The sequence below is a fragment of the Pedobacter sp. NEAU-ZC8 genome, from assembly GCF_059278965.1.
Genome location: NZ_JCAJXC010000017.1, coordinates 38,728 through 61,651, shown reverse-complemented (window position 1 = coordinate 61,651; position 22,924 = coordinate 38,728). Strand labels below are relative to the sequence as shown.

Genomic DNA, 22,924 nt, shown 5'->3' with positions numbered 1-22,924 from the left:
TCAGCAGAATACCAAATAAGATCCTGTAGGTCGGTTGAATGTCGAAAGGAATGTCCTTCCAAAAGATTAAAAGGATGCCTAATGCAAAGTAAAACAGCAAGATGATTAGGCCGAAAATAAACAGAAATCGCTGTTGGGGCGATTTCTGCTTAAAATTATTGTAGTTAAACATATTTTAACTCTTATTGAGATAAGGTGAAACTGATTGGAATGTTGTACTTAACACGTACTGGTTTTCCATTCTGAATACCTGGGGTCCACTTAGGGCTCGCCTTTAATACACGGATCGCCTCTTCGTCGGTACCACCACCCAGTTTTTTACCTGCTAATTGAATATCAGTAAGTTCTCCATTTTTCTCTACTACGAAAGAAAGGAACACTTTACCCTGAATATTGTTCTCAGCGGCCATTGGCGGATATTTTACGTTTTTAGAAACATAAGCGTAAAATTTATTGATACCGCCTGGGAAACTTGGTGGAGTTTCGATACTTACGAAATCGTAAACCTGGTTATCTTCTACCACAGCAGCTTGTTTCGGACCCTCACCTACTGGTGCGGTAATCACGATATCAGCATCCGGATCCCCGGCTATGGTTTTCTGACCTGGGTCAGCTTTTTTCAAATCCTCGATCTGTGGTGGCTCCTGGTCACGCACCTCAACATCCGGTTTTACAATCGGAGGCGGGAACTTCACCTGATCAACTTTTGGTGGTGGCGGCTCTACCGGTGGCGGCGGTGGAGTCTTTGGATCAACAGGTGGTGGTGGCTGAATCGCAACCTCAACCTGCTGTACTATTTCTTCTTCTGGCATCGAGCCTTTGATCAAACTAATGATCTTCGGCGTCATGAACAGCAATATAAATGCTGCCGATGCGATCAGCGTTGCTCTTGTTGTAGTTGAACCATTGTTCTGACGAAGCCTGTAGGCACCGTAAGACTTATTTTTGTTTTCAAAAACAACATCAAGCCATTCTTTTCTGAACAAATCTATTTTAGACATTGTGCTTGGTTTTAGTTGTTAAATGTTAGAGTATACCGTTTTGCTTCATTACAGCAATCTCAGAATCCAAGATGTTTTCATCATCAATAGCCGGAGCCGCGCTGATTTGAGCAATGTTCAACTCGTCCATAATATCCACAAAGTTCTTATAGGTTGCTCCTGAAGTTGGCTTAATAACGACTACAAGAGATTTCTTCGGGTCGTTACCATATAACTCAGCAACTTTCTTTTTGTTTGCCAGGATAGACTGTCTTACTTCTGGGTACCCTTCAATTGTCGGGGTTTCCTTACCTGCTTCTCCCATATACCAGGCTACCTTGTTGTTTTTTCCAAGTAGAATGGTCATGGTTTGAGATGCACGCAGCTCCAACCTGTTGGTATCGTCTTTTTCGTTTTTATCGGGTTTTGCAATGTCCATTGCAATAGGCTTCGAAAGCGACGTCGTTAGCATAAAGAAAGTGATCAAAAGGAAAGCTAAATCCACCATTGCGGTTAAATCTACTTTCGTGTTGGCTTTCTTGGTTCTAACTTTGCCGCCTTTTTTGCCACCCCCGCTGGAGGTATCTAATTCTGCCATTGCTATTTCTTATTGAGCACCGCCTTCGGCCGATGTAATTAAACTAAATTTGTTGATTTTCTGTTTCTGAAGAATATCTACAATCTTCTTAACAGTAGGATATTCTTCCTCAGCATCTCCTCGAATACTAATCCGCATCGCTTCAGAGTGCAACTCCGCAACTGCCTGGCGTGAATTTAAAATCCAATCCGCCAATTGGTTGTTTGTTGAATCTGCCGGGATTCCGGTACCCAAACCAGATTTCTCACGTGCGGCTTCATCCGGTAAATTGATGTACTGCTTCAAACTTTGAATTGGTACGCCAAAGGACTGAATTACACCGAAACGCTTACGTTCTTCTGGAGTAAATTCGATTTTGTACTGCGCTGCCATTTTATCCAAAGTGGCCATCTTCACGTCTTGTCCCGCTACTTCATAAAACACCTTGCCATGACCGATCGATAATTTTGCAATATCAACATCAGGTACCGGAATTTTATAGGTCGATGTCGGAATTGTAATCTTAAGAGGATCAGGTTGACGTGCTGTAGCTGTTAATATAAAGAAAGTCAGTAGTAAGAAAGACACGTCGCACATGGCGGTCATATCGATCGAAGTACTCTTTCTTTGAACCTTTGCTCTTGGCATAATTTAAATATTACTTATGTTTTTTATTAATGATGTTTATTCTTCCGGTTTTCCATAAAGCCGGTAAAAAAAATTCATTATTTCTTATTTATGCGTAGAAGCATAAGTCTGGATGATGCTGAAACCAGCTTCATCAATTGCATAAGTTAATTTGTCAATTTTAGAAGTAAGGATGTTGTACATGATAATCGCAACAGTTGAAGTCGAGATACCTGTAGCGGTGTTGATCAACGCCTCAGAGATACCATTCGCTAGTGCTGCCTGATCCGGAGCTCCAGATGTAGCCAAACCACCGAATGCCTTGATCATACCTGTTACTGTTCCTAATAGACCGGTTAATGTACCTACTGATACTAAGGTTGCAATTACAGTTAAGTTCTGCTCTAACATTGGCATTTCTAATGTAGTTGCTTCTTCAATATCTTTCTGGATTGCAAGACATTTCTGATCTGTATCCATGTTAGCCTCAACTTCCATTTCACGGTATTTTTTCAAACCAGATTTAATCACGTTTGCAACAGAACCTTGTTGTTTGTCACACTCAGCCATAGCAGCTTCGATGTTGTTTGAACTTAAAAGGCCTTGAATTTTCTTGATGAATGAATCTAAGTTTCCGTTTCCTGTCGCTTTACCAATAACGATAAAACGCTCTACTGAAAACACAAATACCATCAATAACATACCCATTAAGATCGGTACGATAAATCCACCTTTGTAAGCCATACCACCATAGTTTCCTGGAAGTGGGTGATTATCTGGATTGCCATCCACGAAGTTTGATGGACTACCAAGAACAAACTTGTAAAGTAGAATACCAATAATGATACAGATAGGGATAACAAGTGTTGCGAACATGTTAGAAGCTGTAGACGAGCTTTCTTTTTTAACTGGTGTAGTTTTTGGTGCGTTTGCCATTTTTTTGTTTTTAGTTTTTTAGTTTTTAGTTTGTTTTAATTTCGAATAATTTCTGTAATACACTTCAACGGCTAATGTAGGCAATTGTTGCTATAACAAATTTAAAATTTCAATTTTAAAATTACAGTAAAATTTCAAAAGTTATCAATTCGTTACGTTAACCGACAGGGATTGGTAAAATCAAAAAAAGATTGCCCCTTTCCAGACAATCTTTCACAATTAAAACTAAAAAAAAAATGAAATGCAAATTTTAGCCTAAATTTCCGCCTTTAAATTGCTATTTCACGTACTTTAGGTAAAGAAGCTGACATCTCCTGGTTAGCATATGGCTCAAACACCCGGAAGTTTTCCAGGAATGCTTTTGCAAGCTCGTTGGCTTTAGTGTCGTAGGCTGCAGCATCTGCCCAGGTGTTTTTAGGGTCCAGTATTTCAGCAGGTACACCAGCACAACTTTCCGGCATCTGCAACCCAAACACAGGATCGGTCTTATAACTCGCATTATTTAGCGTGCCATTAAGGGCTGCGGTAATCATTGCACGGGTATGCGCAAGCTTAATCTGCTTTCCAACACCATATACACCGCCGCTCCAGCCGGTATTGACCAACCAGACATTTACCGCATGCTTTTCCATCTTTTCACCAAGCAACTCGGCATAACGTGTGGGATGCAGGGGCATGAAAGCTTTTCCAAAGCAGGCTGAAAAAGTTAGCTGCGGCGCTGTAACGCCAGCTTCAGTTCCCGCTACTTTAGCAGTATAACCGGAGATAAAGTGAAACATGGCCTGTCCTGGAGTTAATTTCGATATGGGTGGTAATACACCAAGGGCATCTGCTGTAAGAAAAAAGATGTTCCGGGGAACTGGTGCTATGGAGGGTTGCAGGGCATTATCTATATAGTTAATCGGATATGCGACGCGGGTATTCTCCGTTTTTGACACATCTTCAAAATTCACCTCCCTGGTGTCCGGAAAAAAGTTGATATTTTCCAGCAAGGCACCAAAGCGGATAGCTGAATAGATTTGTGGCTCCTTCTCTGCGGTCAGGTCAACACATTTCGCATAACAGCCACCTTCGAAATTAAACACAGAGTCGCTACCCCAACCGTGCTCATCATCGCCAATCAAACTCCTTTCTTCGTCAGCAGACAATGTGGTCTTACCCGTTCCGGAAAGACCAAAGAATATTGCCGTATCACCCGCAGCGCCAACATTGGCGGCGCAGTGCATAGATAAGGTCCTTTTCTGAACCGGCAACAGGAAGTTTAGCACCGAGAATATGCCTTTCTTAAGCTCTCCGGTATAACCGCTGCCACCTATTAATATTACTTGTTTACTGAAATTGATAATGGTAAAATTTCCCTGGCGGGTACCATCACTTGCCGGATCGGCCTGCAATCCCGGCGCCGCAAGGATCGTCCAGTCCGGCCGGCTTAACTGATCCCGCTCTTCTACGCGCAAAAACAGGTTATGTGCGAAAAGATTCTGATAGGCCGTTTCCGTTACTACGCGAATGCTAATTTCATAGGCAGGGTCTGCACAAGCAGCTGCATCCCTGACGTAACACTTCCGACTATTAAGATAATTGGTAACCTTATGATATAGAACCTCAAATTGTTCAGGCGAGATCTTGATGTTTACATCGCCCCACCAAACATCATTTTCCGTTAGGGCATCGGCAACAATATAACGGTCTTTTGGCGAGCGGCCAGTAAACTTTCCCGTGTCAATGGCCAGGGCACCGCTATCGGCAAGTTTACCCTCTCCATTTGCCAGCGCCTCCTCTATTAACTCGGGAACGCTTAGCTGATACTTCACTAAACTTGTACCTAAACCCAGGTAACTCAAATCGGGTGTTGTTGATTTAACTTCAGGCATAAAATTTGGTTTATGCCTCAAAGCTAAATACTTTGAAAGGAATTTTTGCCCAGATTCAGCTATTTATTTTACTTATTGTGCTGCATACACTATAGACATCATGCTAAAATACAGCTATTTATCAGCAGCCCAGCCCACAACCTTAGCCTCCAGATCTTTTGGCTTTATAACCCTCTTTTTGAAGCAAGCTCAGCACCTTCTCCCTGAAGTCGCCCTGAATAATGATCTCGCCGTCCTTAGCAGATCCGCCTACCCCGCATCGGGTTTTCAGTAGCTTTCCCAATTGTTGTAAATCTTCATCAGAACCTTTGAATCCGGTAACCAGTGTCACGGCTTTACCACCACGGTTTTTACGATCCAGCGTTACCCGGAGGTCTTGTTGCTGATTGGGTATGTTTATCGCCTCAACCGGCTCCACTGAATATTCAAAATCCGGATCCGTGGAATACATGATTCCTCCAAGATCCTCCAACGACTTCTTTTTAGGCTTCATAATCTGGTGTAATAATATTTAACGATAAAGGCACGATCTGGATCTTAAGTTCCGTTCCCATCTGGAAGGGTTCCCCATCAATATGAATGGCAGCACCCTGATTGCGCCTGATAATAATGTTTTTGCCCCGGATGATCTCCACCATATCGCTATGGTGCGTATTAGCCCGCAGCATCTGATAGGCAAGTTTAGGCAACTGTAACAGTGGAAAGGATTTGATTACACACACATCCAGCAAACCATCGGTAACAGAAGCCTCCGGAGATATATACGTGTTGTTCCCATATTGTGAACTGTTGGCAATACTCACCACAAAGGCTTTCCTTGTAATGGACCTGCCATCTATTTCAATATGATATACCTCAGGCTTATAGTTTAACATCTCCTTCAATCCAAGTTGCACATACCCGGAAAGTCCACGCTTTTTGTTTCCGGCAAATATGGAACTAATATGTGCATCAAAGCCCATGCCCGCCATATTGAAAAAGCATTTCCCATTGAAAGTAGCTGTGTCAATGCGTTTCACATGCAAGCCGTTGATCACCTTTATGGCTTTGATGGTGTCCATTGGAATTTTCAGGTACCTGGAAAGGCCATTCCCTGAACCAAAAGGTAAAACACCCATGATTTTGCCCTGTGGCATCACCGCGGTGCCCACTTCATTGATCGTCCCGTCACCACCTACGGCAACTACAACCTCAAAGTTCTTATTCCCCGCTTCTGCAGCAAGTTCGGAGGCATGCCCCACATACTCCGTAAAACGGTAATTGGCATTAAACCTGGATTTATCCAGATACTTGTCAATCAGCCCAGGAATGTTCTTTTTATCCCGGCCACCGGATATCGGATTTATGATGAATAAGATGTTTGTTTTAGACAAGGTACTATTTTTAAGAAGCTGCAAAATAATTGATATTTTTTGACTATATGAATATATATCCTATTTTTGAGCGCTTAAAGTGGACTGATTTGTGATGCTATTTAACAATAGCGGGATTGCAACCACGTAAAAAAAAGTGCTAACCATCAATACACTTCCTTTTACTGACTGTTTGACCAGGATCATCATCCATTTTATCTAATTATTAATCGTTAATAAATTATTTAGAATGTCATACTTATTTACATCAGAATCTGTTTCCGAAGGTCATCCTGATAAAATAGCAGATCAAATATCAGACGCACTAATTGATAACTTTCTAGCATTCGATTCTGATTCTAAAGTTGCCTGCGAAACCCTGGTTACTACAGGTCAGGTAATTTTAGCCGGAGAAGTTAAATCCAAAACTTACCTGGACGTACAGCAAATCGCTCGTGATGTCATCAAAAAAATCGGCTATACCAAAAGCGAATACATGTTTGAGGCGAATTCCTGCGGGATTTTATCCGCCATCCACGAACAGTCGCAAGACATCAACCAGGGTGTAGACAAATCCAATAAAGAAGATCAGGGTGCCGGAGATCAGGGGATGATGTTTGGTTATGCCACCAATGAGACTGAAGATTACATGCCGCTTGCGCTGGATCTTTCTCATAAATTATTGCAGGAGCTTGCGGTTTTGAGACGTGAAATGAATGAAATCACCTATTTACGTCCGGATGCAAAATCGCAGGTAACACTTGAATATGATAACAACAACAAGCCTGTTCGCATTGATGCCATCGTGATCTCTACGCAACATGATGATTTTGATGAAGAAGCGGCGATGCTGGAAAAGATCAAACATGATCTGGTAAGCATCCTCATCCCAAGAATCATCAGCAAAAACCCGCAATACGCACACCTTTTCAACGACCAGATCCAGTACCATATCAATCCTACCGGAAAGTTTGTGATTGGCGGTCCCCATGGTGATACCGGTTTAACCGGCCGTAAGATTATCGTAGATACCTACGGCGGTAAAGGTGCTCATGGTGGTGGTGCCTTCTCGGGTAAAGATCCAAGCAAAGTAGACCGCAGTGCGGCTTATGCCACCCGTCATATTGCTAAAAACCTGGTTGCCGCTGGCCTTGCAGACGAGGTGCTGGTACAGGTGAGTTATGCTATTGGCGTGGCGAAACCTATGGGTATATACATCAATACTTATGGCACCGCCAAAGTACCGAAAACTGATGGCGAGATTGCAAAGATCGTAGAAAGCATCTTCGATATGCGCCCTTACTTTATTGAGCAGCGTTTAAAACTGAGAAACCCAATATATAGCGAAACCGCTGCCTATGGCCATATGGGCAGAAAGCCGGAAACAGTAACCAAAACTTTCAGAACCCCGAACGGTGAGGAGAAAGTGCTTACGGTAGAGCTGTTTACCTGGGAAAAGCTCGATTATGTAACCGAAGTTAAAGCTGCGTTCAGCCTTTAAGATACAATAGTATACACATCATAACAGAAGGAGCCGTCTTACATGCATATTGTAAGACGGCTTTTCTTTTGAGCCATGGTTATGGGTTTAATAGCCATCGATTAAACCCTTATAGGGGGTCCATCCGGCTGATGGCCGGCCAAGGGCGGATGGACCCCGGCTTGAGGGCGTGTTAAGGGCGGATCAACCCCAAAGCTGGTACCAACCTGATGTTCCCGAAAACCATTTATGGTAGCTGTTGTTTTATTTCTATAAACCTATACAAGATGGAACAACCAGCAGAAATGAACACCTTAAGCCAGATTCTAGAAAAACTAAGGCAGAAGGGCTACGATAACGAACTCACCATGACTGAAGATGGCCACATGAAAGGCAATAAGATTGATAAGACTTATAGCCCTGAAGACCTGACCATCATCAAAACCTACCGCTTTGAAGGTCACTCCGATCCCGGAGATAACTCCGTCATTTACATCTTAAAAGATAATGAAGAAAACATCTCCTTTATCTCTGATGCATATGGCATGTACAGCGAACAGAAAGGTCCAGGCTTCGATGAGTTCCTTAAGAAAATTAATACCGCAGACCGGGACATGCAGGAATTATTTTAAAGAAAGGGCGTTAAGCCCTTTTTTTATGACGTTCCGTATTTCTCCTCATACAGCTTAATGATCTTATGCTGTAGGTTTGCCAATTCTTCCTTCGATTTACGTAGTTCATTGATTAACTCTGCGATTTTGCGTTCCACAGAATCATCAAGTGGCTCACCAAAGGTGAAGATCTTGTCAATTCCACAATTATATATTGCAGCGAGTTGAATAAGCCTGGATCCGGTAACATCCGTGGCCCCGGTCTCCAGTTTGCTGTACGCCGGTACAGAACAATTCAGTTTCACTGCAACCTGTTGTTGCGTCATGTTGTGTTTAACTCTGAGTAATCTCAACTTCGCATGTAATTTAGTCATATAAGCGTTTTTAGCCGGAATATCCCGGTAATAAAAAGTATACGCCCGACTAAATTGGAGGTAATAATATATTTTAAATTAATTTACAATTACCACGTTAAGGTTGCTAGTAGGTTAATTCAAGTATACACCCCTTGTAAGAAACCTCTTCCGTATGCTGCTCTGATGGCCCCGAGCTTACCGCTGAATTATCCGCAGATAGATAAATTTTCTTGCCGTCATTGGAGATCGCCAGGTCCCGGTAGCGTACCTTTCCTTTTACATAGACCTCTGGCTCCCCGTCCATCACCTTACCTGCTGCGTCCAGCTTTAATCGCAGCAATGCGGAGCCTTTCAATGTTGTGATCAGGAGCGAATTTTTCCATCCCGGGATACCATCACTCGTATAGAACGCGATGCTTGATGGGCCATAGGCTTCCCATTCCTGCTCCTCACCTTTGACGATTTTACTAAACAGCGCCTGCAATTGCTTAGCAGGCATGGCATAGAAACTCCGCTCCGGATCTTTGTAGCTGGTACCCATGGCTTTTGTATTCGCTGATTCTGAATTGATCTGCGGATAACTGGTATGCCATTTTCCGGGAAGCTCCGCATGGTCGGAGACCGAAGCCGCCAGGCCATCATAGTTTCCGTCGTTACGGCCAATGATCAGCGGATGACCATAGTTCTTTCCCCCTTCGATCAGGTTCAGTTCGTCGTCGCCATAAGGCCCATGCTCCACACTGTACAACAAAGCCATTCCATTAATTGCCGCATAGGTTAAACCTTGCGGATTGCGGTGCCCCATGGACCATACCGCGTTTTGTGCCGCAGCATTAAAAGGATTATCATTTGGTATCCAGCGGTCAAAAGGATCCTTGTCCTGATCCGGCTCGGTGTTAAAGCGGAGGATCTTTCCTTCATAACTGTTCTTGTCCTGTGCCTTGTTCTGCCGCCCGCCATTAGCAAACTGTCCCGCACCCATATCACCGATGCTATAATACAAATAGGACTTACCTTGTACCGGCGCAATCAACAGTCGCCCCCCGTTATGGTCAGAGCTCGCCGGGATGCTGTCGCAGAGGGAAAGCGGACTGTGCAAGCGTTGTCGCTGCTGATCATAGGTGTAGCGTACCACGCGCCCCACAAAGTGATAACCTTTAAATCCAGGCTCGCCGCCATCCCCCTTTGCAGCTGCCGCTTTAAAGCGATAGATATAGGCAAGATAAACATAGGGCTTACCACGCAGCAGGTCCGGATGCAGCGCCATGCCCATCAAGCCTCCCTGGGGCCAGGGTTTACCCCCATCCTGCTCATCGGGAAGCTCATCATATCTAGGAAATTCACGTGCCGACCGGAGATCTAACAGCTGCTGCCGCTTGCCGCTTACCGGGTCTATTCGCCAAACCTTGTAGTTTTTAGATTCCGTCACCCAAAGCTGTTCATCAGGGCCATAGCTGATCTCCCAGGGATCACTGAGCTTGTCGGCGATGATACGGATCTTAAATTCACCCTGCTTAGACATCGCAGGTTCCTGGGCTGTAGCGCCGGTATATGCAAGAATAATAATCAATATAGCAAAGTATAGGGAGTATAAACGGCCGGTCATGCGCATAGATTCTTCAGGGTTAAACGTATAAGTGTTGCTCAAAAACAAGCAGGTCACGTTTTAGGTTTTCCATTTTTCAGCGGCCTTGTACCCGTTATTATCAGGTAATTATCCCGATCCGTGCAGAAAGTACCCCATTTTACATTAAAGCAAAAGGCGCCGGCATCAGGCATCAGTTTTGTTCGACGTCCATAATAAACATTCACCTAAACCGAAAAACGTCATGATACAGGGAATTACAAAAGACATGCATGTCTACGCCGATTACAGTTACATTCCAATGGTGTTACTTGCACCAAAACTAATGGGTTTTGAAGATGACCGCAGCAGTGCCATGGTCTGCCGCTCCTTTGCTTTTGCGGAACTTGGCACCAGTCTGCTTACGGATGCGAAATGGGGCGCCATCAAGTGTATTCCATATAAAACACATGCCATCATCGACCTTGCTTCCGGTGTGATGGCCCTCGGCGCCGCGGTAATGAGGCCCATGTCCGAGAACAAGAACGCCAGAAACACCCTGATTGCAATGGGCATTACCGGACTGGTGGTGGGTGCACTTTCGATTTTAGGTGCTAAACAGCGTTAAGGTATTCGATTTTTTTTACGTTCTTAGTGTTATAACTAAATATGATCACCTAACCTGTTATTTCATTAAAATGAACGCAAAAACAAACCGCATTAACCTACTTTTGCTTTGTGCCGTGGTTGTGTCCGCAACTGCATGCAACAGCGGCAATAAATCCAACGAAGCAGATTCATCAACCAAAACAAGCAACGTGTCACTAAACCCTAAAGATTTCGAGAAAACCATAGACGGTAAAGAAACCAAACTCTTTACCCTCCAAAACAAATCCGGCGCAAAAGCCCTGATCACCAATTACGGTGGCCGGCTGGTGAGCATGTATGTTCCCGACAAGGATGGCAACCTCACCGATGTTGTTGCGGGCTTTGATGACGTTACCGGCTTTAAGGAGTCTGCCGAACCTTATTTTGGTGCCACCATCGGCCGTGTGGGTAACCGCATCGCTAAGGGCAAGTTTACACTCGATGGTAAAGCCTACACGCTATTTACCAATGATGGTCCAAACACCCTGCATGGTGGAAAAAAAGGCTTTCAGGATGTCGTTTGGGAGGCGAAACAAGTCGATGATCATACCCTGGAGCTGCACTACCTTTCCAAAGATATGGAAGAGGGATTTCCAGGCAACCTGGATGTGAAGGTTACGTACGAATTACAGGATGATAATGCTTTAAAGATCAGCTATCATGCAACAACAGACAAAAACACCGTAGTAAACCTTACCAACCATGCTTTCTTTAACCTGAACGGTGAAGCCAGCGGCAGCATCCTGGGTCATACGGTGCAGATCAAAGCGGATAAATACACCCCTGTGGATGCAACGTTGATTCCGACGGGAAAAATCGAAGCCGTAGCTGGTACACCACTTGATTTCACGAAAGCAGAAACCATCGGCGCCCGCATTGAAGACAAACACCAGCAACTGCAGTATGGTGCAGGTTACGACCATAACTACGTGTTAAATCAACATGGTGCAAATGACGTTGTCGCAAGTGTTACCGGCGACAAAACCGGCATCATGATGGAGATCTATACCGAGGAGCCTGGATTACAGTTTTACAGCGGTAACTTCATGAAGAGCAAAAACGTTATGAAAGGTGGCCATAAGGATGATTACCGTACGGCATTCGCCATGGAAACGCAACATTTCCCGGATTCACCAAATCAACCGGCTTTCCCTTCCATCACTTTGAAGCCTGGGGATACCTACCAGACCAGCACCACATACAAGTTCAGCGTAAAAAAATAAAAATGGCCCGAAAGGGCCATTTTTATTTTATATCAGCATGCCAGGTGGATTTAGGCATCCAGGGGTAAAGTAAACCAGAAGGTACTGCCCTTCCCCGGGCTGCTGTCCACGCCAATTTGCCCTTTGTGTCGCCTGACAATCTCCGAGGCGATGTACAAGCCCAGCCCCAGGCCAGAATACTGCCCCGAGCTGATATCCGCACGGTAAAAACGGTCGAATAAATGTGGTAACTTATCCTCTTCTATTCCAGGCCCCTGATCGGTCACCGAAACCTTTACATCCCCATCAACTTTGGCAATGTTAATCCAGATCTTCCCGGTGCCATGTGCATACTTCATTGCATTGTTTACCAGATTGATCACCACCTGTTGAATGCGTTCAGAATCGGCCTCCACCTCCTGGTCCAGGTCGCCGCTGGTGATGATCTCGAAGATCCCTTCTGCAGCTACATGCAAACAACAATCATCTACGGCGCTGCCAATGCGGAACCGGGTCTTTTTCAACCGGAGCTGTCCCTCCTTAAGGTTGTTCACGTTCAGCAGATCATCAATCAGGTGGGTGATCTTATGCATACTTTTATTCGCCTGCGTAATCAGGCTGGCCGCTTTAGGACTTTGTCCCTGCTTCATGGTATCCAGCAGCTGCAGGGAAGCCTTCAAAGCAGTAATTGGTGTCCTAAGTTCATGACTGGCAATGCTGATGAAGTCATCCTTATCCCGCTCCGCAAGTTTCTCCTTCGTAATATCTGTGATCGTACCCAGGATCTTTGTCGGTTGGCGCCCATGCTCAAGGGAGGGCTTGCCCTGCAAATACACCCAGCGCACCACGCCATCCAGGGTTCGGATGCGACCCTGAAAGTCAATGGTAGATTCTTTGTTGATGTTTGCCAGAAGCTCCCGGAGCCTTTCGCCATCTTCTTTCAGGAACTGACGTAACAATCGCTCCCTATTCCATGCTTTTACCGGCTCTTGGATACCAAACAGTTGCTTGAAGCCGGTAGTATGCATAATAGAACCATCCTCCAGATCAAGTTCCCATACGGCCATCCTTGAATTCTCCAGCGCCATGCTCAAACGCTTTTCCGTTTCCTCCAGGTTCTTCTGATAACTGAAGTCGTCCAGTACCGTATAAGCAAAATATTCCTGGTCCTGCTGGAACAATACCGTTGTAACGTGGATCCAGGCCAATGATCCATCTTTACGGACCAGGCAGGCATCCAGTTTAAAGTAGGGCTTTCCGTGTTTCCACATGGCGTCCTGCAGGTCTTCCCAATGGTGCACCACATCTTTACAGGCGTAATCCATGATTTTGGTGCCCACGATCTCCGCTTCCGAAAAGCCAAGTAACTCGACCAATGCGCGGTTTACCTTTAAAATCTCCAGATCTGAATTGATGATCTTACTTGCGGCAGAGGTATGGTCAAATACACCTTCAAACCTGCCATTACACTCCTCAAACTTATTCTTATAATCCGTTTCCGGCTGCTGTTCCTTCATAAAAAATTTCTTGGGAATAGAATAACAAAAAAATATTTCGTTGGTTTCTAATGGACCATGAAAACAGCAGACATCAAGAGCCAGCACTATAGCTTAGGCAACCCCAATTTGCACGTGATTGAAGCCGGACCGGCAGCGGGAACACCAATTATATTCTTGCATGGCTTTCCCGATTTCTGGTATGGCTGGAAGGATCAGATCGCTTATTTTGCCGATCGCGGCTATCGCGTGATTGTACCCGATCAACGCGGATACAACCTTAGCGGGAAGCCACAAGGCATCAAGGCTTATCGCTGCAACCACTTAATGGAGGATATCTGCAGCCTGATTGAAGTGCTGGGCTTGAAAGAAGTGCATCTTGTGGGCCACGACTGGGGTGGGATTGTATCCTGGTTACTCGGCATCTATCACCCACAACATTTTAAAACCATCACCATCCTGAATGCCCCGCATCCTGGCGTTCTCCGTAAACGGATATCTCCAAAGCAGCTCCTCAGAAGCTGGTACATATACCTTTTTCAACTGCCCTGGATCCCGGAATGGCTTTTCGGACGAAACAACTTTAAACTGCTTCGTAAAAGTATGCTGAAGATGGCGCTGCCCGGAACCTTCAGCACATCAGATATGGAACGTTATACGCAGGCCTGGAAAGGCAATCTCAGGACCATGATCAACTGGTACCGTGCCATCAGACGCAGTAAGGAATTCCGGGATAATCTGAAGACACCAAAAGAGGTCTCACTGCCCTTGCTGATGCTTTGGGGAAAACAGGACCTCTCCCTGGATTTCTCTTTGGCTGAAGCCAGCATGGACTTTGCAGGTAATGGCGAAATGAAGGCCTTTGCGGATGCTACACACTGGTTACAACATGAAAAAAGCGCGGAGGTAAACCGCGCCATTCTGGATTTTATAAAGAAAGAAGATCGGAAAGAACCAGATCTATAACCCTTTGTGATTAGTTGGTTTTGATGTATCGGTCGCCACAGCCTTCTATACAGTAAATCGGTCCTGCAGGGCTCATGGTTAACTTGCCATCCGCTAAGGAATAGGTGTATTTCTGCTCAGTTTTATCTGCTTTCATCAGCACCAGCGTTTCGCTGTCCTTGATAACGTAACTAACATACCCTTCAAAGGCATTGCCCGCCAAACTGCCGTCTTCCTTAAATTCTACGACAACCTGTTTTTTTACAGGCTTCCAATCTACTTTACCAGATCCTTCGCTCGCCCAGCTTTCGCTTAGCTTCCACTTCCCCGGAAGTGTGTTACGGTCAAGTTTTGCATCCTCCTTATCACAGGCAGCAAAGAATAGCATTAGAACAATAGAGAGTAATTTAATTGCATTTTTCATACACGTTAATTAGATGGTGATTTTATATTTAAACATACGAGTTTAAAGTAAAAAGCGCTACAGCCATTTAGCTTTTTTCAACCAGGAGTTTGTCGCAGATAAGCTGACTGAACGTCTCCTTTGACTTCCCTTTGATCTCCACCTGCATACTACCATCAAAGGGTTCCTTAGCCACAACGCTGATCTGATCTCCCAGGAGAATGGAACGACCGTTTAAAAAACGCAGGAAACTTTCCGAAGAGTCCGAAACCGCTTTCAAGGTCAGTTCTTCCGCTGGGGAACATTGGCTCAGTGGTACGTACGAGGGTTCAATTACTGCCCCGTTTTTATCCGGAATGGGCGAGCCATGCGGATCAAACTTGGGGTAACCCAATAGCGCATCCATTTTCTCGAAGAACAAAGGTGATTTGATGTGTTCAATCTGTTCGGCAATTTCATGTACCTCTTCCCAGTTGAAATCCATTTTCTCCACCAGGAACATCTCTGTAAGCCGGTGCTTGCGAATCACCATCGCAGCTTCGCGTTTCCCCAGTGCCGTCAATTTCACTGGCTTATAACTCTCATAGGTGATCAGGTCCTTCTCCACAAACCGCTTCATCATGCTGTTCACCGTAGGCATCTTGATCCTTAACCGCTTGCTCAGCTCATTGATGCTCACCTCATCCTCCGTATTCGCAAGGCTAAGTAAAGCTTTCAGATAATTTTCTTCAACAACAGAATACATAGACCAAAATTACACAATCTACCGCTTGTAAGTTTATTTTAAACAAAACTATTGTTAGACTTGTCTAACAATATATATTTGTACTTCTAATAACTGATATAACATGAAGCTAAAAACCTTACTAGTCTTATACTTATTATTATTAACCCTATATGTATTTGCACAGCAAGGGCAGTTGCGTGGACGTGTCACAGCACCAAGCGGTAGTGGCATTGAACATGTTACCCTACATCTTCCTGCACTGAAGCAGAAAATACAGGCTGACAGTCTAGGCTACTTTTTCTTAAAAGACCTGAAGCCTGGCCGCTATACACTGCGGCTAAGTACAGTGGGCTATGTCAATCAGCAACTGGAGGTTTCCGTAAGCGACAGCCTGCCACAGGATCACCATATCATCCTGCAGCCTCAGGGCAATGACCTGGATGAGATTGTCGTATCGGGAACCATGAAGGCGGTCTCAAAGCTCAACAGTCCCGTTCCAGTAGAGGTATACACGGCAAAGTTCTTCCGGGCAAACCCCAACCCATCAATATTTGAAAGTCTTCAGAATATTAACGGCGTGCGCCCGCAGCTCAATTGCAACATCTGCAATACTGGCGACATCCACATCAACGGACTGGAGGGGCCGTATACCATGATCCTGATCGACGGTATGCCGATTGTAAGCGGTTTATCTACCGTATATGGTTTAAGTGGCATCCCGCAGTCGATCATTGACCGGGTAGAGATCGTAAAGGGGCCCGCCTCCACCTTATACGGAAGTGAAGCCGTAGGCGGCCTGATTAACATCATTACCAAAAAACCGGAAGACGCGCCGCGTATCTCGGCCGATGTCTTTGGCACGAGTTGGGGCGAAATAAATACGGACATCGCGGCACGACTCCAGGCGGGCAAAACTGCAAGTTCCTTACTTGGCATCAATCATTTTATTTACGACAACCCTATCGACAACAATAAGGATGGCTTTACGGATGTTACCCTGCAGCACCGCGTTTCTGTGTTCAATAAATGGGATTTTCAACGGAAACAAAACCGCCAGTTTTCCATCGCTGGCCGCTATGTGTATGAAGACCGCTGGGGTGGCGAAATGAAATGGGAGAAAAAGTACCGCGGTGGCGATGAAGTGTATGGTGAAAGTATCTACACCAGTCGCTGGGAAGTTTTCGGCAATTATCAGCTGCCCCTGCGCGAAAAGCTTTTTTTCACCTTTAGTGCAAATGCCCATGACCAGAACAGTGTATATGGTAATCTGAACTACCAGGCCCAGCAGCAGATCGGTTTTGCGCAGCTTACCTGGAACCGCCGCCTGGGCAGGCATGATCTGCTTGGTGGACTGGCCTATCGCTACACCTTTTACGACGACAATACCCCGGCTACCGCCGCAGCAAGCGACATCAACATCAACCGGGCTTCTCATATTAATCTTCCTGGTGCGTTTGTACAGGATGAAATCAAACTCGACACGAACAACACCTTGCTACTGGGCCTTAGATACGACTACAGCTCCATTCATGGCAGTATTCTTACACCCCGATTAAACTACAAGTGGAATTCCGATGATCAGCACAACATTTTGCGGCTGAGCTTTGGCAATGGCTTCCGCGTAGCCAATGTTTTCACGGAAGATCATGCCGCATTAACCGGTGCCCGGGATGTGGTCTTCATCGACGACCTCAAACCGGAAACTTCCTGGAATGGTAATATTAATTTCGTAAAACGAATGTACAGCCCCGGGGGTGGCATATTCGGCCTTGATGCAACCGCATTCTACACCTGGTTCAACAACAAGATCATTGCCGATTATGAAACGGACGCAAATAAGATCATCTACAATAATCTGGATGGCTATGCCGTATCAAAAGGAGTTTCCCTGAATGTGGACCTGAGTTTAAAAAACGGGCTGAAGTTCCTTGTTGGCGGTACCTTGATGGACGTTTACAGCAAACAGCAAGGTGTTAAGATCAAGCAGCTCTTTACGGAGCATTTCACCGGCGTATGGAACATCGGCTATAAACATGAAAAGTCAGGCATTCAAATCGACTACACTGGAAACGTTTATGGCCCGATGCGGCTTCCACTTTTAAGTGATGCCGATCCACGTAAGCCGGTTTCTCCATGGTGGAGTATACAGAATGTGCAACTTACGAAGAGCTTCCGCAATGGCATAGATCTTTACGGAGGCGTAAAGAACTTGCTGAACTGGACACCAAACAAGGGAAATCCCTTTCTGATCGCCCGCTCACATGACCCTTTCGACAAGCAGGTGCAGTTTAATGAAGCAGGCCAGGCGATGGTGACTCCGGAGAACCCCTATGGCCTGACCTTTGATCCTTCTTACGTGTACGCACCAAATCAAGGGATCCGATGGTTTTTCGGCATTCGCTATCAGCTTAAGAACTGAAACTAACGACCATCGCCGTCGAGCAGGTTACCAAAGCCACCTAAGATGCTGCCTTCCTCCTTGCGGTTTACCGTGCCGTACTGCAAAATCCGTCCGGCAAGCCTGCTGATCGGAAGTGACTGGATCCAGACCTTTCCGCTGCCACGTAGCGTAGCGAAGAACACACCTTCTCCACCGAAAATGGTATTCTTAATGCCGCCAACAAACTCAATATCATAGTCGATGCCGGAAGTAAATGCCACCAGGCAGCCGGTGTCGATCTTCAACGCTTCACCATACTGGATCGTTCTTTCCAGTACGTGCCCTCCGGCATGCATAAAGGCCATACCGTCACCTTCCAGCTTCTGCATGATGAAGCCTTCACCGCCAAACAGGCCAGTACCAAGTTTTCGCTGAAAAGCGATACTCACACTTACCCCTTTTGCGGCACAAAGGAAAGCATCCTTCTGGCAGGTGATCCTGCCGCCAAGCTGATGGAGGTCGATCGGGATGATCTTTCCCGGATAAGGCGAAGCAAAACTCACCCGCTTCTTGCCGTAAGCTACATTCGTGAAAGCCGTCATAAAAAGGCTTTCACCAGTGAGCAGGCGCTTTCCTGCGCTGAAAAGCTTACCCAACAGCCCATTGTCCTGCTGGCTCCCATCCCCAAAGATGGTCTGCATCTGTATCCCTTCGTCCATCATCATAAAGGCTCCGGGCTCCGCAATTGCTGTTTCATTAGGGTCCAGCTCAACCTCTACATATTGCATTTCTTCACCATATACATGGTAGTCAATTTCATGATTGCTGATCATTTTATTCTGTTTTGATGGAAGGAAAAATACAAATAAATTCAAGCACATTTCCAAGTGTTCAACATCACGTCGAAAAAGAATTTTAAGGACGAGGACTATAGCTAAACCCACCTCATGAATTTCTTGAAACCGAAATCAACAAAGAGTCCTTAAATCAGTGGAATTTGCCATTCAATATTTAAGCGAATAGCTGCTTTCATCAAAACCGTTATACTGATTGTTTTATAGGTACATTCCTTCAAAAGAAAAATCCTAAGATTATTGATGCTAATAGTTTTAACTCATACCCTCCTAGAAGATTAATGCCAAGGTCAGACCTTTTAAAGTCATCTTCATTGTTGCCGCCGATTTTTACATCACGATCTTCACTCTCAGTCTGCCCAGTTGAAGTGATTGTCAATTCGCTTTTATATTTTCCTGATAGTGCCACTGCTGCATATGGACCAGCGCCTATATAGAAACCATTTATATTGTAGAGGGCGTCTATAGGTACCTCTAAATACATGATATTCAATCTTGCTGATCCGGTTAGTAGTGGACGGTCCTAATCACCAGTTAACCTAAGCTTAACAGCTACTTTATTTAAGAACTGGATCTTTGCGGCATAAAAACGAAATGGTTTCGTAATGCAACAAACAGGATCTATAAGTATAATGAAGCAAGCATTTACCAGGAAAAATCTCAATAAATTTAATAATACAGCAAGGCTAATTACCTTCTCAGCCTTAGCAACCTTGGGCCATATGCCGCTACTAGTTCAGGCATCTTTGAAAATGCCAGTGATTATCAGCCAACAACAAGAGATCATCACCGTAAAAGGGATGGTCAAAGATGGAAAGGATGGATCACCTATTCCAGGGGTTACCATAAGTAATCAAAACCGGAAAGCACTTGGCGCGACAAATGGAAATGGTGAATTCAACATCAGGGTAGCTAAGGGAACAGAGCTTTCGTTTAGTATGATTGGCTATACTGCTCAGAAACAAGTAATAAACAGCGATCAGCAAAATTTAGTAGTTACACTTGTTAGTGCCGACAACGAACTGAACGAAGTAGTAGTAACTGCCTTAGGAATAAAAAGAGAGGAAAAGTCTCTAGGATACAGTATTACGAAGGTTGAAGGAAAAAGCATCTCTGATGCACCATCAAATAACTGGTCAGACGCGCTCAAGGGCAAAGTGCCCGGATTAAACTTAACTCAAGGTGGTTCAGGCCCGTTTAACAGTACACGGATCAACCTACGCGGAGACCGTTCACTGAAACCAAATGGCAATGATGCGCTGATCGTCATTGACGGGGTTCCGATGGCATCAGGAATTGTTACTTCGGGAGTAAACGATGCATATGGCGCTGTTTCAGCAGGGGGTGACAATGATATTCCAATTGATTTTGGTAATGGTGTTTCCGACCTTAATCCAGATGACATTGAATCCGTAACGGTATTAAAAGGTGCGGCTGCTGCTGCACTTTATGGTAGTCGTGCAAATAACGGTGCACTTATCATTACAACCAAGTCTGGCAAGGCAAGAAAAGATGGACTTGGTGTGAGTTTCAACTCAAATACAAGTTTCAATGATATCTTACGATGGCCAGATTACCAATATGAATATGGACAGGGCGTTCAAAACAGAAATGCAGCAGGTGAGCTATATTATTCCTACGGTGCATCAGAAGATGGGCCAAACACCGGAAGTACATCAAGTGCATGGGGCCCAAAATTCGCAGGTCAAAGCTTTTTCCAATATGACCCAGTTACTGAAGCGCAAGGTGCAACCAGAACACCATGGGTTCCATACAAGGAAAATAGTATAAAGAACTTCTGGAGAACAGGATACACCATTCAGAACAGCGTATCACTTGATGGTGGTAATGAAAGTTTTACTGCCAGAGGTTCGGTGTCACACACAAAAAATGAATGGATCATGCCTAATACCGGTTTTGAAAGGCTGGTGGCATCCCTAAATACAAACTTGAAGCTTTCAGACAAGTTAAAGCTGAATGGGAAGTTTAATTACACCAACAAATCAAGTGACAACTTGCCCGGAACTGGTTATAATAATCAAAGTATAGCCTATTTCATGATCCTTCAAAACCCAAACGTTAGCCTGGACTGGTATAAACCTCGATGGATGAAGGGTCAGGAGCAATTACAACAATTACATCCTTTTAGTTCCTATATCGAAAATCCGTACCTGATTGCATACGAGATGACCAACAGTATCAATAGTCACAATATTGACGGTAACCTTCAAGGTGTTTATTCCTTCAATAAAAAGTGGGATTTGATGTTTCGATCGGGAATTAGTACCCGGGAGGACCAAATCGAGCAAAAGCGAAATTTCGACACAGCAAACTTTCCATTAGGATACTACAAACAACAAGATGTCAGCTTTTTTGAGTCAAACACGGATGCATTACTGAGCTTTACGGATAAAATTACACCAAAGCTAGATTTGCGTGCCTCAATTGGAGGCAATCTAATGAGCAGAAGTGTAAAAGTGAACAACTCCATTGCCAGAGGCTTGCTCTTACCTGGCGTTTATAAATTGTCTAATGCCCTAACATCACCAATTGCAGAAAACCAGCTTACGGAAAAAGAAATTAATAGCGTTTACGGTTTTGTAAACTTTGGCTGGGATGGCAAAATCTTTTTAGATGTGACCGGCCGGAACGACTGGGCATCGACCTTGCCATCAGGCAATAACTCGTATTTCTATCCTTCGGTGAGTACCAGTTATATTCTGAGCGATATATTTCAACTACCCAAGGCCATCTCCTATGCAAAGTTAAGATTATCTTGGGCACAGGTTGGTTCAGATACCGATCCTTATCAAACTCGCAAATACTACGGTACCTCAAAATTTCCAGGTTCCGCTGAAGCGCCGAGTGTATTACACAACGCTGCCTTGAAACCCGAAAAAACCAACTCCTGGGAGGCAGGTATCAACTTCTCGCTTCTAAATAATCGCATTGACGCAGACCTAAACGTTTATACAACAACAACCAGAAACCAGGTGCTTTCCGTACCTCTTGATATTACCACTGGCTTTAGTCAGGCCTGGATCAATGGCGGGGTGATTCGAAACCGCGGTATTGAAGTAATGCTAAGCCTGAAACCAGTGGTATCGGCAAATTTCAACTGGACTTCCACCCTCACCTGGTCCAAAAACCAGAACAGGGTGCTCGAACTAAGTGAAGACATTGAAGGCTATCAGCAAATTATTGCATCAAGTGGAGCTGGTGCCGTTCAGACTATTGTGACCAAAGGCGGTTCCACTGGGGATCTTTGGGGCTTTGGATTGGTTAGAAATGATGCAGGCCAAGTATTGTTTGATGCCAAAACCGGCCTTGCAGTACGTCCTACACAAAAAGTTAAAATCGGCAATGCCTACGCAGATTGGAAAGGTGGTTTTAATAACGAATTTAGATACAAGAACCTGACCTTGGGTGTTTTGATCGACGGACAGTATGGTGGAATTGTGTATTCTCAAACACATCATAAGCTTACGGAAACCGGTAAGTTAAAGCATACTCTTGCCGGCCGGGAAGAAGGTGGCGTAATCGGAGAAGGCGTAGTACAGAACGCTGATGGGTCCTTCTCCCCGAATACAACCCGGGTTCCAATTAACACCTGGTATGCTGACTATTATCGCCGTGCAAACGTTGAAACAAATAGTTTTGATGCCTCTTATCTTAAATTGAGAGAAGTACGGCTGGAGTATAGACTTCCAAAAAGCTTCTTAAACAAGGTTAAAATCTCCGGTGCCAGCGTTGCCCTATATGGAAGGGACCTGGCCATGATTTCTAAGTTCCCAATATTTGATCCTGAAACGGCAGCCTTCAATGGTTCCAGTATTATGCCTGGCGTGGAAATGGGACAGATGCCAAGCACCAGAACCTTTGGTTTAAACCTGCGCTTAACGCTTTAATCTA

The 22,924-nt window shown here is 44.8% G+C and carries 21 protein-coding genes; 7 read left to right on the top strand and 14 right to left on the bottom strand.

What is annotated here, in order from left to right:
* Positions 1-182 precede the first annotated feature (182 nt).
* The 7 genes from AC5WJX_RS13970 to AC5WJX_RS13940 form a co-directional block, all read right to left on the bottom strand.
* Positions 183-1,001, bottom strand: a complete 819-nt coding sequence (locus AC5WJX_RS13970; RefSeq protein WP_440430928.1) for an energy transducer TonB — start codon at positions 999-1,001, stop codon at positions 183-185.
* A gap of 25 nt (positions 1,002-1,026) precedes the next feature.
* Entirely contained in the window at positions 1,027-1,578 is a 552-nt protein-coding gene (locus AC5WJX_RS13965) for an ExbD/TolR family protein (RefSeq protein ID WP_494485009.1), read from the bottom strand.
* Between the two features lie 9 nt (positions 1,579-1,587).
* The gene (locus AC5WJX_RS13960) at positions 1,588-2,205 is read right to left on the bottom strand and encodes an ExbD/TolR family protein (RefSeq protein ID WP_440430931.1); all 618 of its coding nucleotides are present in this window, start codon (positions 2,203-2,205) and stop codon (positions 1,588-1,590) included.
* An 84-nt stretch (positions 2,206-2,289) separates the two neighbouring features.
* Positions 2,290-3,120, bottom strand: coding sequence for a MotA/TolQ/ExbB proton channel family protein (locus AC5WJX_RS13955; RefSeq protein ID WP_494485008.1), 831 nt, complete (start codon positions 3,118-3,120; stop codon positions 2,290-2,292).
* Between the two features lie 269 nt (positions 3,121-3,389).
* Positions 3,390-4,994, bottom strand: coding sequence for a phosphoenolpyruvate carboxykinase (ATP) (gene pckA, locus AC5WJX_RS13950; RefSeq protein ID WP_494485007.1), 1,605 nt, complete (start codon positions 4,992-4,994; stop codon positions 3,390-3,392).
* A 142-nt stretch (positions 4,995-5,136) separates the two neighbouring features.
* A complete protein-coding gene (locus tag AC5WJX_RS13945; RefSeq protein ID WP_494485006.1) occupies positions 5,137-5,487 on the bottom strand; it encodes a translation initiation factor in 351 nt (116 codons plus the stop codon).
* Positions 5,477-6,367, bottom strand: a complete 891-nt coding sequence (locus AC5WJX_RS13940) for a diacylglycerol/lipid kinase family protein (protein ID WP_494485005.1) — start codon at positions 6,365-6,367, stop codon at positions 5,477-5,479. The genes AC5WJX_RS13945 and AC5WJX_RS13940 overlap by 11 nt, the downstream gene beginning before the upstream one ends.
* 229 nt (positions 6,368-6,596) lie before the next feature.
* Here AC5WJX_RS13940 and metK point away from each other — a divergent pair, with 229 nt between their 5' ends.
* Both metK and AC5WJX_RS13930 read left to right on the top strand, forming a co-directional pair.
* Complete coding sequence (metK, locus tag AC5WJX_RS13935) at positions 6,597-7,847, top strand: methionine adenosyltransferase (RefSeq protein WP_494485004.1); 1,251 nt, start codon at positions 6,597-6,599, stop codon at positions 7,845-7,847.
* A gap of 266 nt (positions 7,848-8,113) precedes the next feature.
* Positions 8,114-8,458, top strand: coding sequence for a hypothetical protein (locus AC5WJX_RS13930; protein ID WP_494485003.1), 345 nt, complete (start codon positions 8,114-8,116; stop codon positions 8,456-8,458).
* A gap of 23 nt (positions 8,459-8,481) precedes the next feature.
* Here the strand turns inward: AC5WJX_RS13930 and AC5WJX_RS13925 are convergent, their stop codons facing one another.
* Together AC5WJX_RS13925 and AC5WJX_RS13920 are read right to left on the bottom strand one after the other, a co-directional pair.
* Positions 8,482-8,811 carry a helix-turn-helix domain-containing protein gene (locus AC5WJX_RS13925; protein ID WP_440430945.1) on the bottom strand — a complete coding sequence of 110 codons (330 nt, stop codon included), beginning with the start codon at positions 8,809-8,811 and terminating at the stop codon, positions 8,482-8,484.
* 106 nt (positions 8,812-8,917) lie between these two features.
* Positions 8,918-10,447, bottom strand: coding sequence for a PQQ-dependent sugar dehydrogenase (locus tag AC5WJX_RS13920; protein WP_494485002.1), 1,530 nt, complete (start codon positions 10,445-10,447; stop codon positions 8,918-8,920).
* A gap of 175 nt (positions 10,448-10,622) precedes the next feature.
* Here AC5WJX_RS13920 and AC5WJX_RS13915 point away from each other — a divergent pair, with 175 nt between their 5' ends.
* Positions 10,623-10,985, top strand: a complete 363-nt coding sequence (locus AC5WJX_RS13915) for a hypothetical protein (protein ID WP_494485001.1) — start codon at positions 10,623-10,625, stop codon at positions 10,983-10,985.
* Between the two features lie 70 nt (positions 10,986-11,055).
* Positions 11,056-12,228 (top strand): aldose epimerase family protein, encoded by a 1,173-nt coding sequence (locus tag AC5WJX_RS13910; RefSeq protein ID WP_494485000.1) that lies wholly within the window; start codon positions 11,056-11,058, stop codon positions 12,226-12,228.
* Between the two features lie 50 nt (positions 12,229-12,278).
* Here AC5WJX_RS13910 and AC5WJX_RS13905 read toward each other — a convergent pair whose 3' ends face one another.
* Positions 12,279-13,724 carry an ATP-binding protein gene (locus tag AC5WJX_RS13905; protein WP_494484999.1) on the bottom strand — a complete coding sequence of 482 codons (1,446 nt, stop codon included), beginning with the start codon at positions 13,722-13,724 and terminating at the stop codon, positions 12,279-12,281.
* 57 nt (positions 13,725-13,781) lie between these two features.
* Between AC5WJX_RS13905 and AC5WJX_RS13900 the strand changes: the two genes are divergently transcribed.
* Positions 13,782-14,669 carry an alpha/beta fold hydrolase gene (locus AC5WJX_RS13900; protein ID WP_494484998.1) on the top strand — a complete coding sequence of 296 codons (888 nt, stop codon included), beginning with the start codon at positions 13,782-13,784 and terminating at the stop codon, positions 14,667-14,669.
* Between the two features lie 10 nt (positions 14,670-14,679).
* On the opposite strand, the gene AC5WJX_RS13895 is transcribed toward AC5WJX_RS13900, so the two are convergent.
* Together AC5WJX_RS13895 and AC5WJX_RS13890 are read right to left on the bottom strand one after the other, a co-directional pair.
* Positions 14,680-15,072 (bottom strand): hypothetical protein, encoded by a 393-nt coding sequence (locus tag AC5WJX_RS13895; protein ID WP_494484997.1) that lies wholly within the window; start codon positions 15,070-15,072, stop codon positions 14,680-14,682.
* Positions 15,073-15,139: 67 nt separating this feature from the next.
* Positions 15,140-15,796 (bottom strand): metal-dependent transcriptional regulator, encoded by a 657-nt coding sequence (locus AC5WJX_RS13890; protein WP_494484996.1) that lies wholly within the window; start codon positions 15,794-15,796, stop codon positions 15,140-15,142.
* 103 nt (positions 15,797-15,899) lie between these two features.
* Here AC5WJX_RS13890 and AC5WJX_RS13885 point away from each other — a divergent pair, with 103 nt between their 5' ends.
* A complete protein-coding gene (locus tag AC5WJX_RS13885) occupies positions 15,900-18,197 on the top strand; it encodes a TonB-dependent receptor (RefSeq protein ID WP_494484995.1) in 2,298 nt (765 codons plus the stop codon).
* Positions 18,198-18,199: 2 nt separating this feature from the next.
* On the opposite strand, the gene AC5WJX_RS13880 is transcribed toward AC5WJX_RS13885, so the two are convergent.
* Both AC5WJX_RS13880 and AC5WJX_RS13875 read right to left on the bottom strand, forming a co-directional pair.
* Positions 18,200-18,991 carry a TIGR00266 family protein gene (locus tag AC5WJX_RS13880; RefSeq protein ID WP_494484994.1) on the bottom strand — a complete coding sequence of 264 codons (792 nt, stop codon included), beginning with the start codon at positions 18,989-18,991 and terminating at the stop codon, positions 18,200-18,202.
* A 238-nt stretch (positions 18,992-19,229) separates the two neighbouring features.
* Positions 19,230-19,496, bottom strand: a complete 267-nt coding sequence (locus AC5WJX_RS13875) for a hypothetical protein (protein WP_494484993.1) — start codon at positions 19,494-19,496, stop codon at positions 19,230-19,232.
* 238 nt (positions 19,497-19,734) lie between these two features.
* Here AC5WJX_RS13875 and AC5WJX_RS13870 point away from each other — a divergent pair, with 238 nt between their 5' ends.
* Positions 19,735-22,920 carry a SusC/RagA family TonB-linked outer membrane protein gene (locus tag AC5WJX_RS13870; protein ID WP_494484992.1) on the top strand — a complete coding sequence of 1,062 codons (3,186 nt, stop codon included), beginning with the start codon at positions 19,735-19,737 and terminating at the stop codon, positions 22,918-22,920.
* Positions 22,921-22,924: the final 4 nt, after the last annotated feature.

What these genes read in the sequence shown, in the direction of transcription:
- AC5WJX_RS13970 (WP_440430928.1), bottom strand. Translation starts at nt 1,001, where the DNA reads ATGTCTAAAATAGATTTGTTCAGAAAAGAATGGCTTGATGTTGTTTTT.
- AC5WJX_RS13965 (WP_494485009.1), bottom strand. Translation starts at nt 1,578, where the DNA reads ATGGCAGAATTAGATACCTCCAGCGGGGGTGGCAAAAAAGGCGGCAAA.
- AC5WJX_RS13960 (WP_440430931.1), bottom strand. Translation starts at nt 2,205, where the DNA reads ATGCCAAGAGCAAAGGTTCAAAGAAAGAGTACTTCGATCGATATGACC.
- AC5WJX_RS13955 (WP_494485008.1), bottom strand. Translation starts at nt 3,120, where the DNA reads ATGGCAAACGCACCAAAAACTACACCAGTTAAAAAAGAAAGCTCGTCT.
- pckA (WP_494485007.1), bottom strand. Translation starts at nt 4,994, where the DNA reads ATGCCTGAAGTTAAATCAACAACACCCGATTTGAGTTACCTGGGTTTA.
- AC5WJX_RS13945 (WP_494485006.1), bottom strand. Translation starts at nt 5,487, where the DNA reads ATGAAGCCTAAAAAGAAGTCGTTGGAGGATCTTGGAGGAATCATGTAT.
- metK (WP_494485004.1), top strand. Translation starts at nt 6,597, where the DNA reads ATGTCATACTTATTTACATCAGAATCTGTTTCCGAAGGTCATCCTGAT.
- AC5WJX_RS13930 (WP_494485003.1), top strand. Translation starts at nt 8,114, where the DNA reads ATGGAACAACCAGCAGAAATGAACACCTTAAGCCAGATTCTAGAAAAA.
- AC5WJX_RS13925 (WP_440430945.1), bottom strand. Translation starts at nt 8,811, where the DNA reads ATGACTAAATTACATGCGAAGTTGAGATTACTCAGAGTTAAACACAAC.
- AC5WJX_RS13915 (WP_494485001.1), top strand. Translation starts at nt 10,623, where the DNA reads ATGATACAGGGAATTACAAAAGACATGCATGTCTACGCCGATTACAGT.
- AC5WJX_RS13910 (WP_494485000.1), top strand. Translation starts at nt 11,056, where the DNA reads ATGAACGCAAAAACAAACCGCATTAACCTACTTTTGCTTTGTGCCGTG.
- AC5WJX_RS13905 (WP_494484999.1), bottom strand. Translation starts at nt 13,724, where the DNA reads ATGAAGGAACAGCAGCCGGAAACGGATTATAAGAATAAGTTTGAGGAG.
- AC5WJX_RS13900 (WP_494484998.1), top strand. Translation starts at nt 13,782, where the DNA reads ATGAAAACAGCAGACATCAAGAGCCAGCACTATAGCTTAGGCAACCCC.
- AC5WJX_RS13895 (WP_494484997.1), bottom strand. Translation starts at nt 15,072, where the DNA reads ATGAAAAATGCAATTAAATTACTCTCTATTGTTCTAATGCTATTCTTT.
- AC5WJX_RS13890 (WP_494484996.1), bottom strand. Translation starts at nt 15,796, where the DNA reads ATGTATTCTGTTGTTGAAGAAAATTATCTGAAAGCTTTACTTAGCCTT.
- AC5WJX_RS13885 (WP_494484995.1), top strand. Translation starts at nt 15,900, where the DNA reads ATGAAGCTAAAAACCTTACTAGTCTTATACTTATTATTATTAACCCTA.
- AC5WJX_RS13880 (WP_494484994.1), bottom strand. Translation starts at nt 18,991, where the DNA reads ATGATCAGCAATCATGAAATTGACTACCATGTATATGGTGAAGAAATG.
- AC5WJX_RS13875 (WP_494484993.1), bottom strand. Translation starts at nt 19,496, where the DNA reads ATGTATTTAGAGGTACCTATAGACGCCCTCTACAATATAAATGGTTTC.
- AC5WJX_RS13870 (WP_494484992.1), top strand. Translation starts at nt 19,735, where the DNA reads ATGCCGCTACTAGTTCAGGCATCTTTGAAAATGCCAGTGATTATCAGC.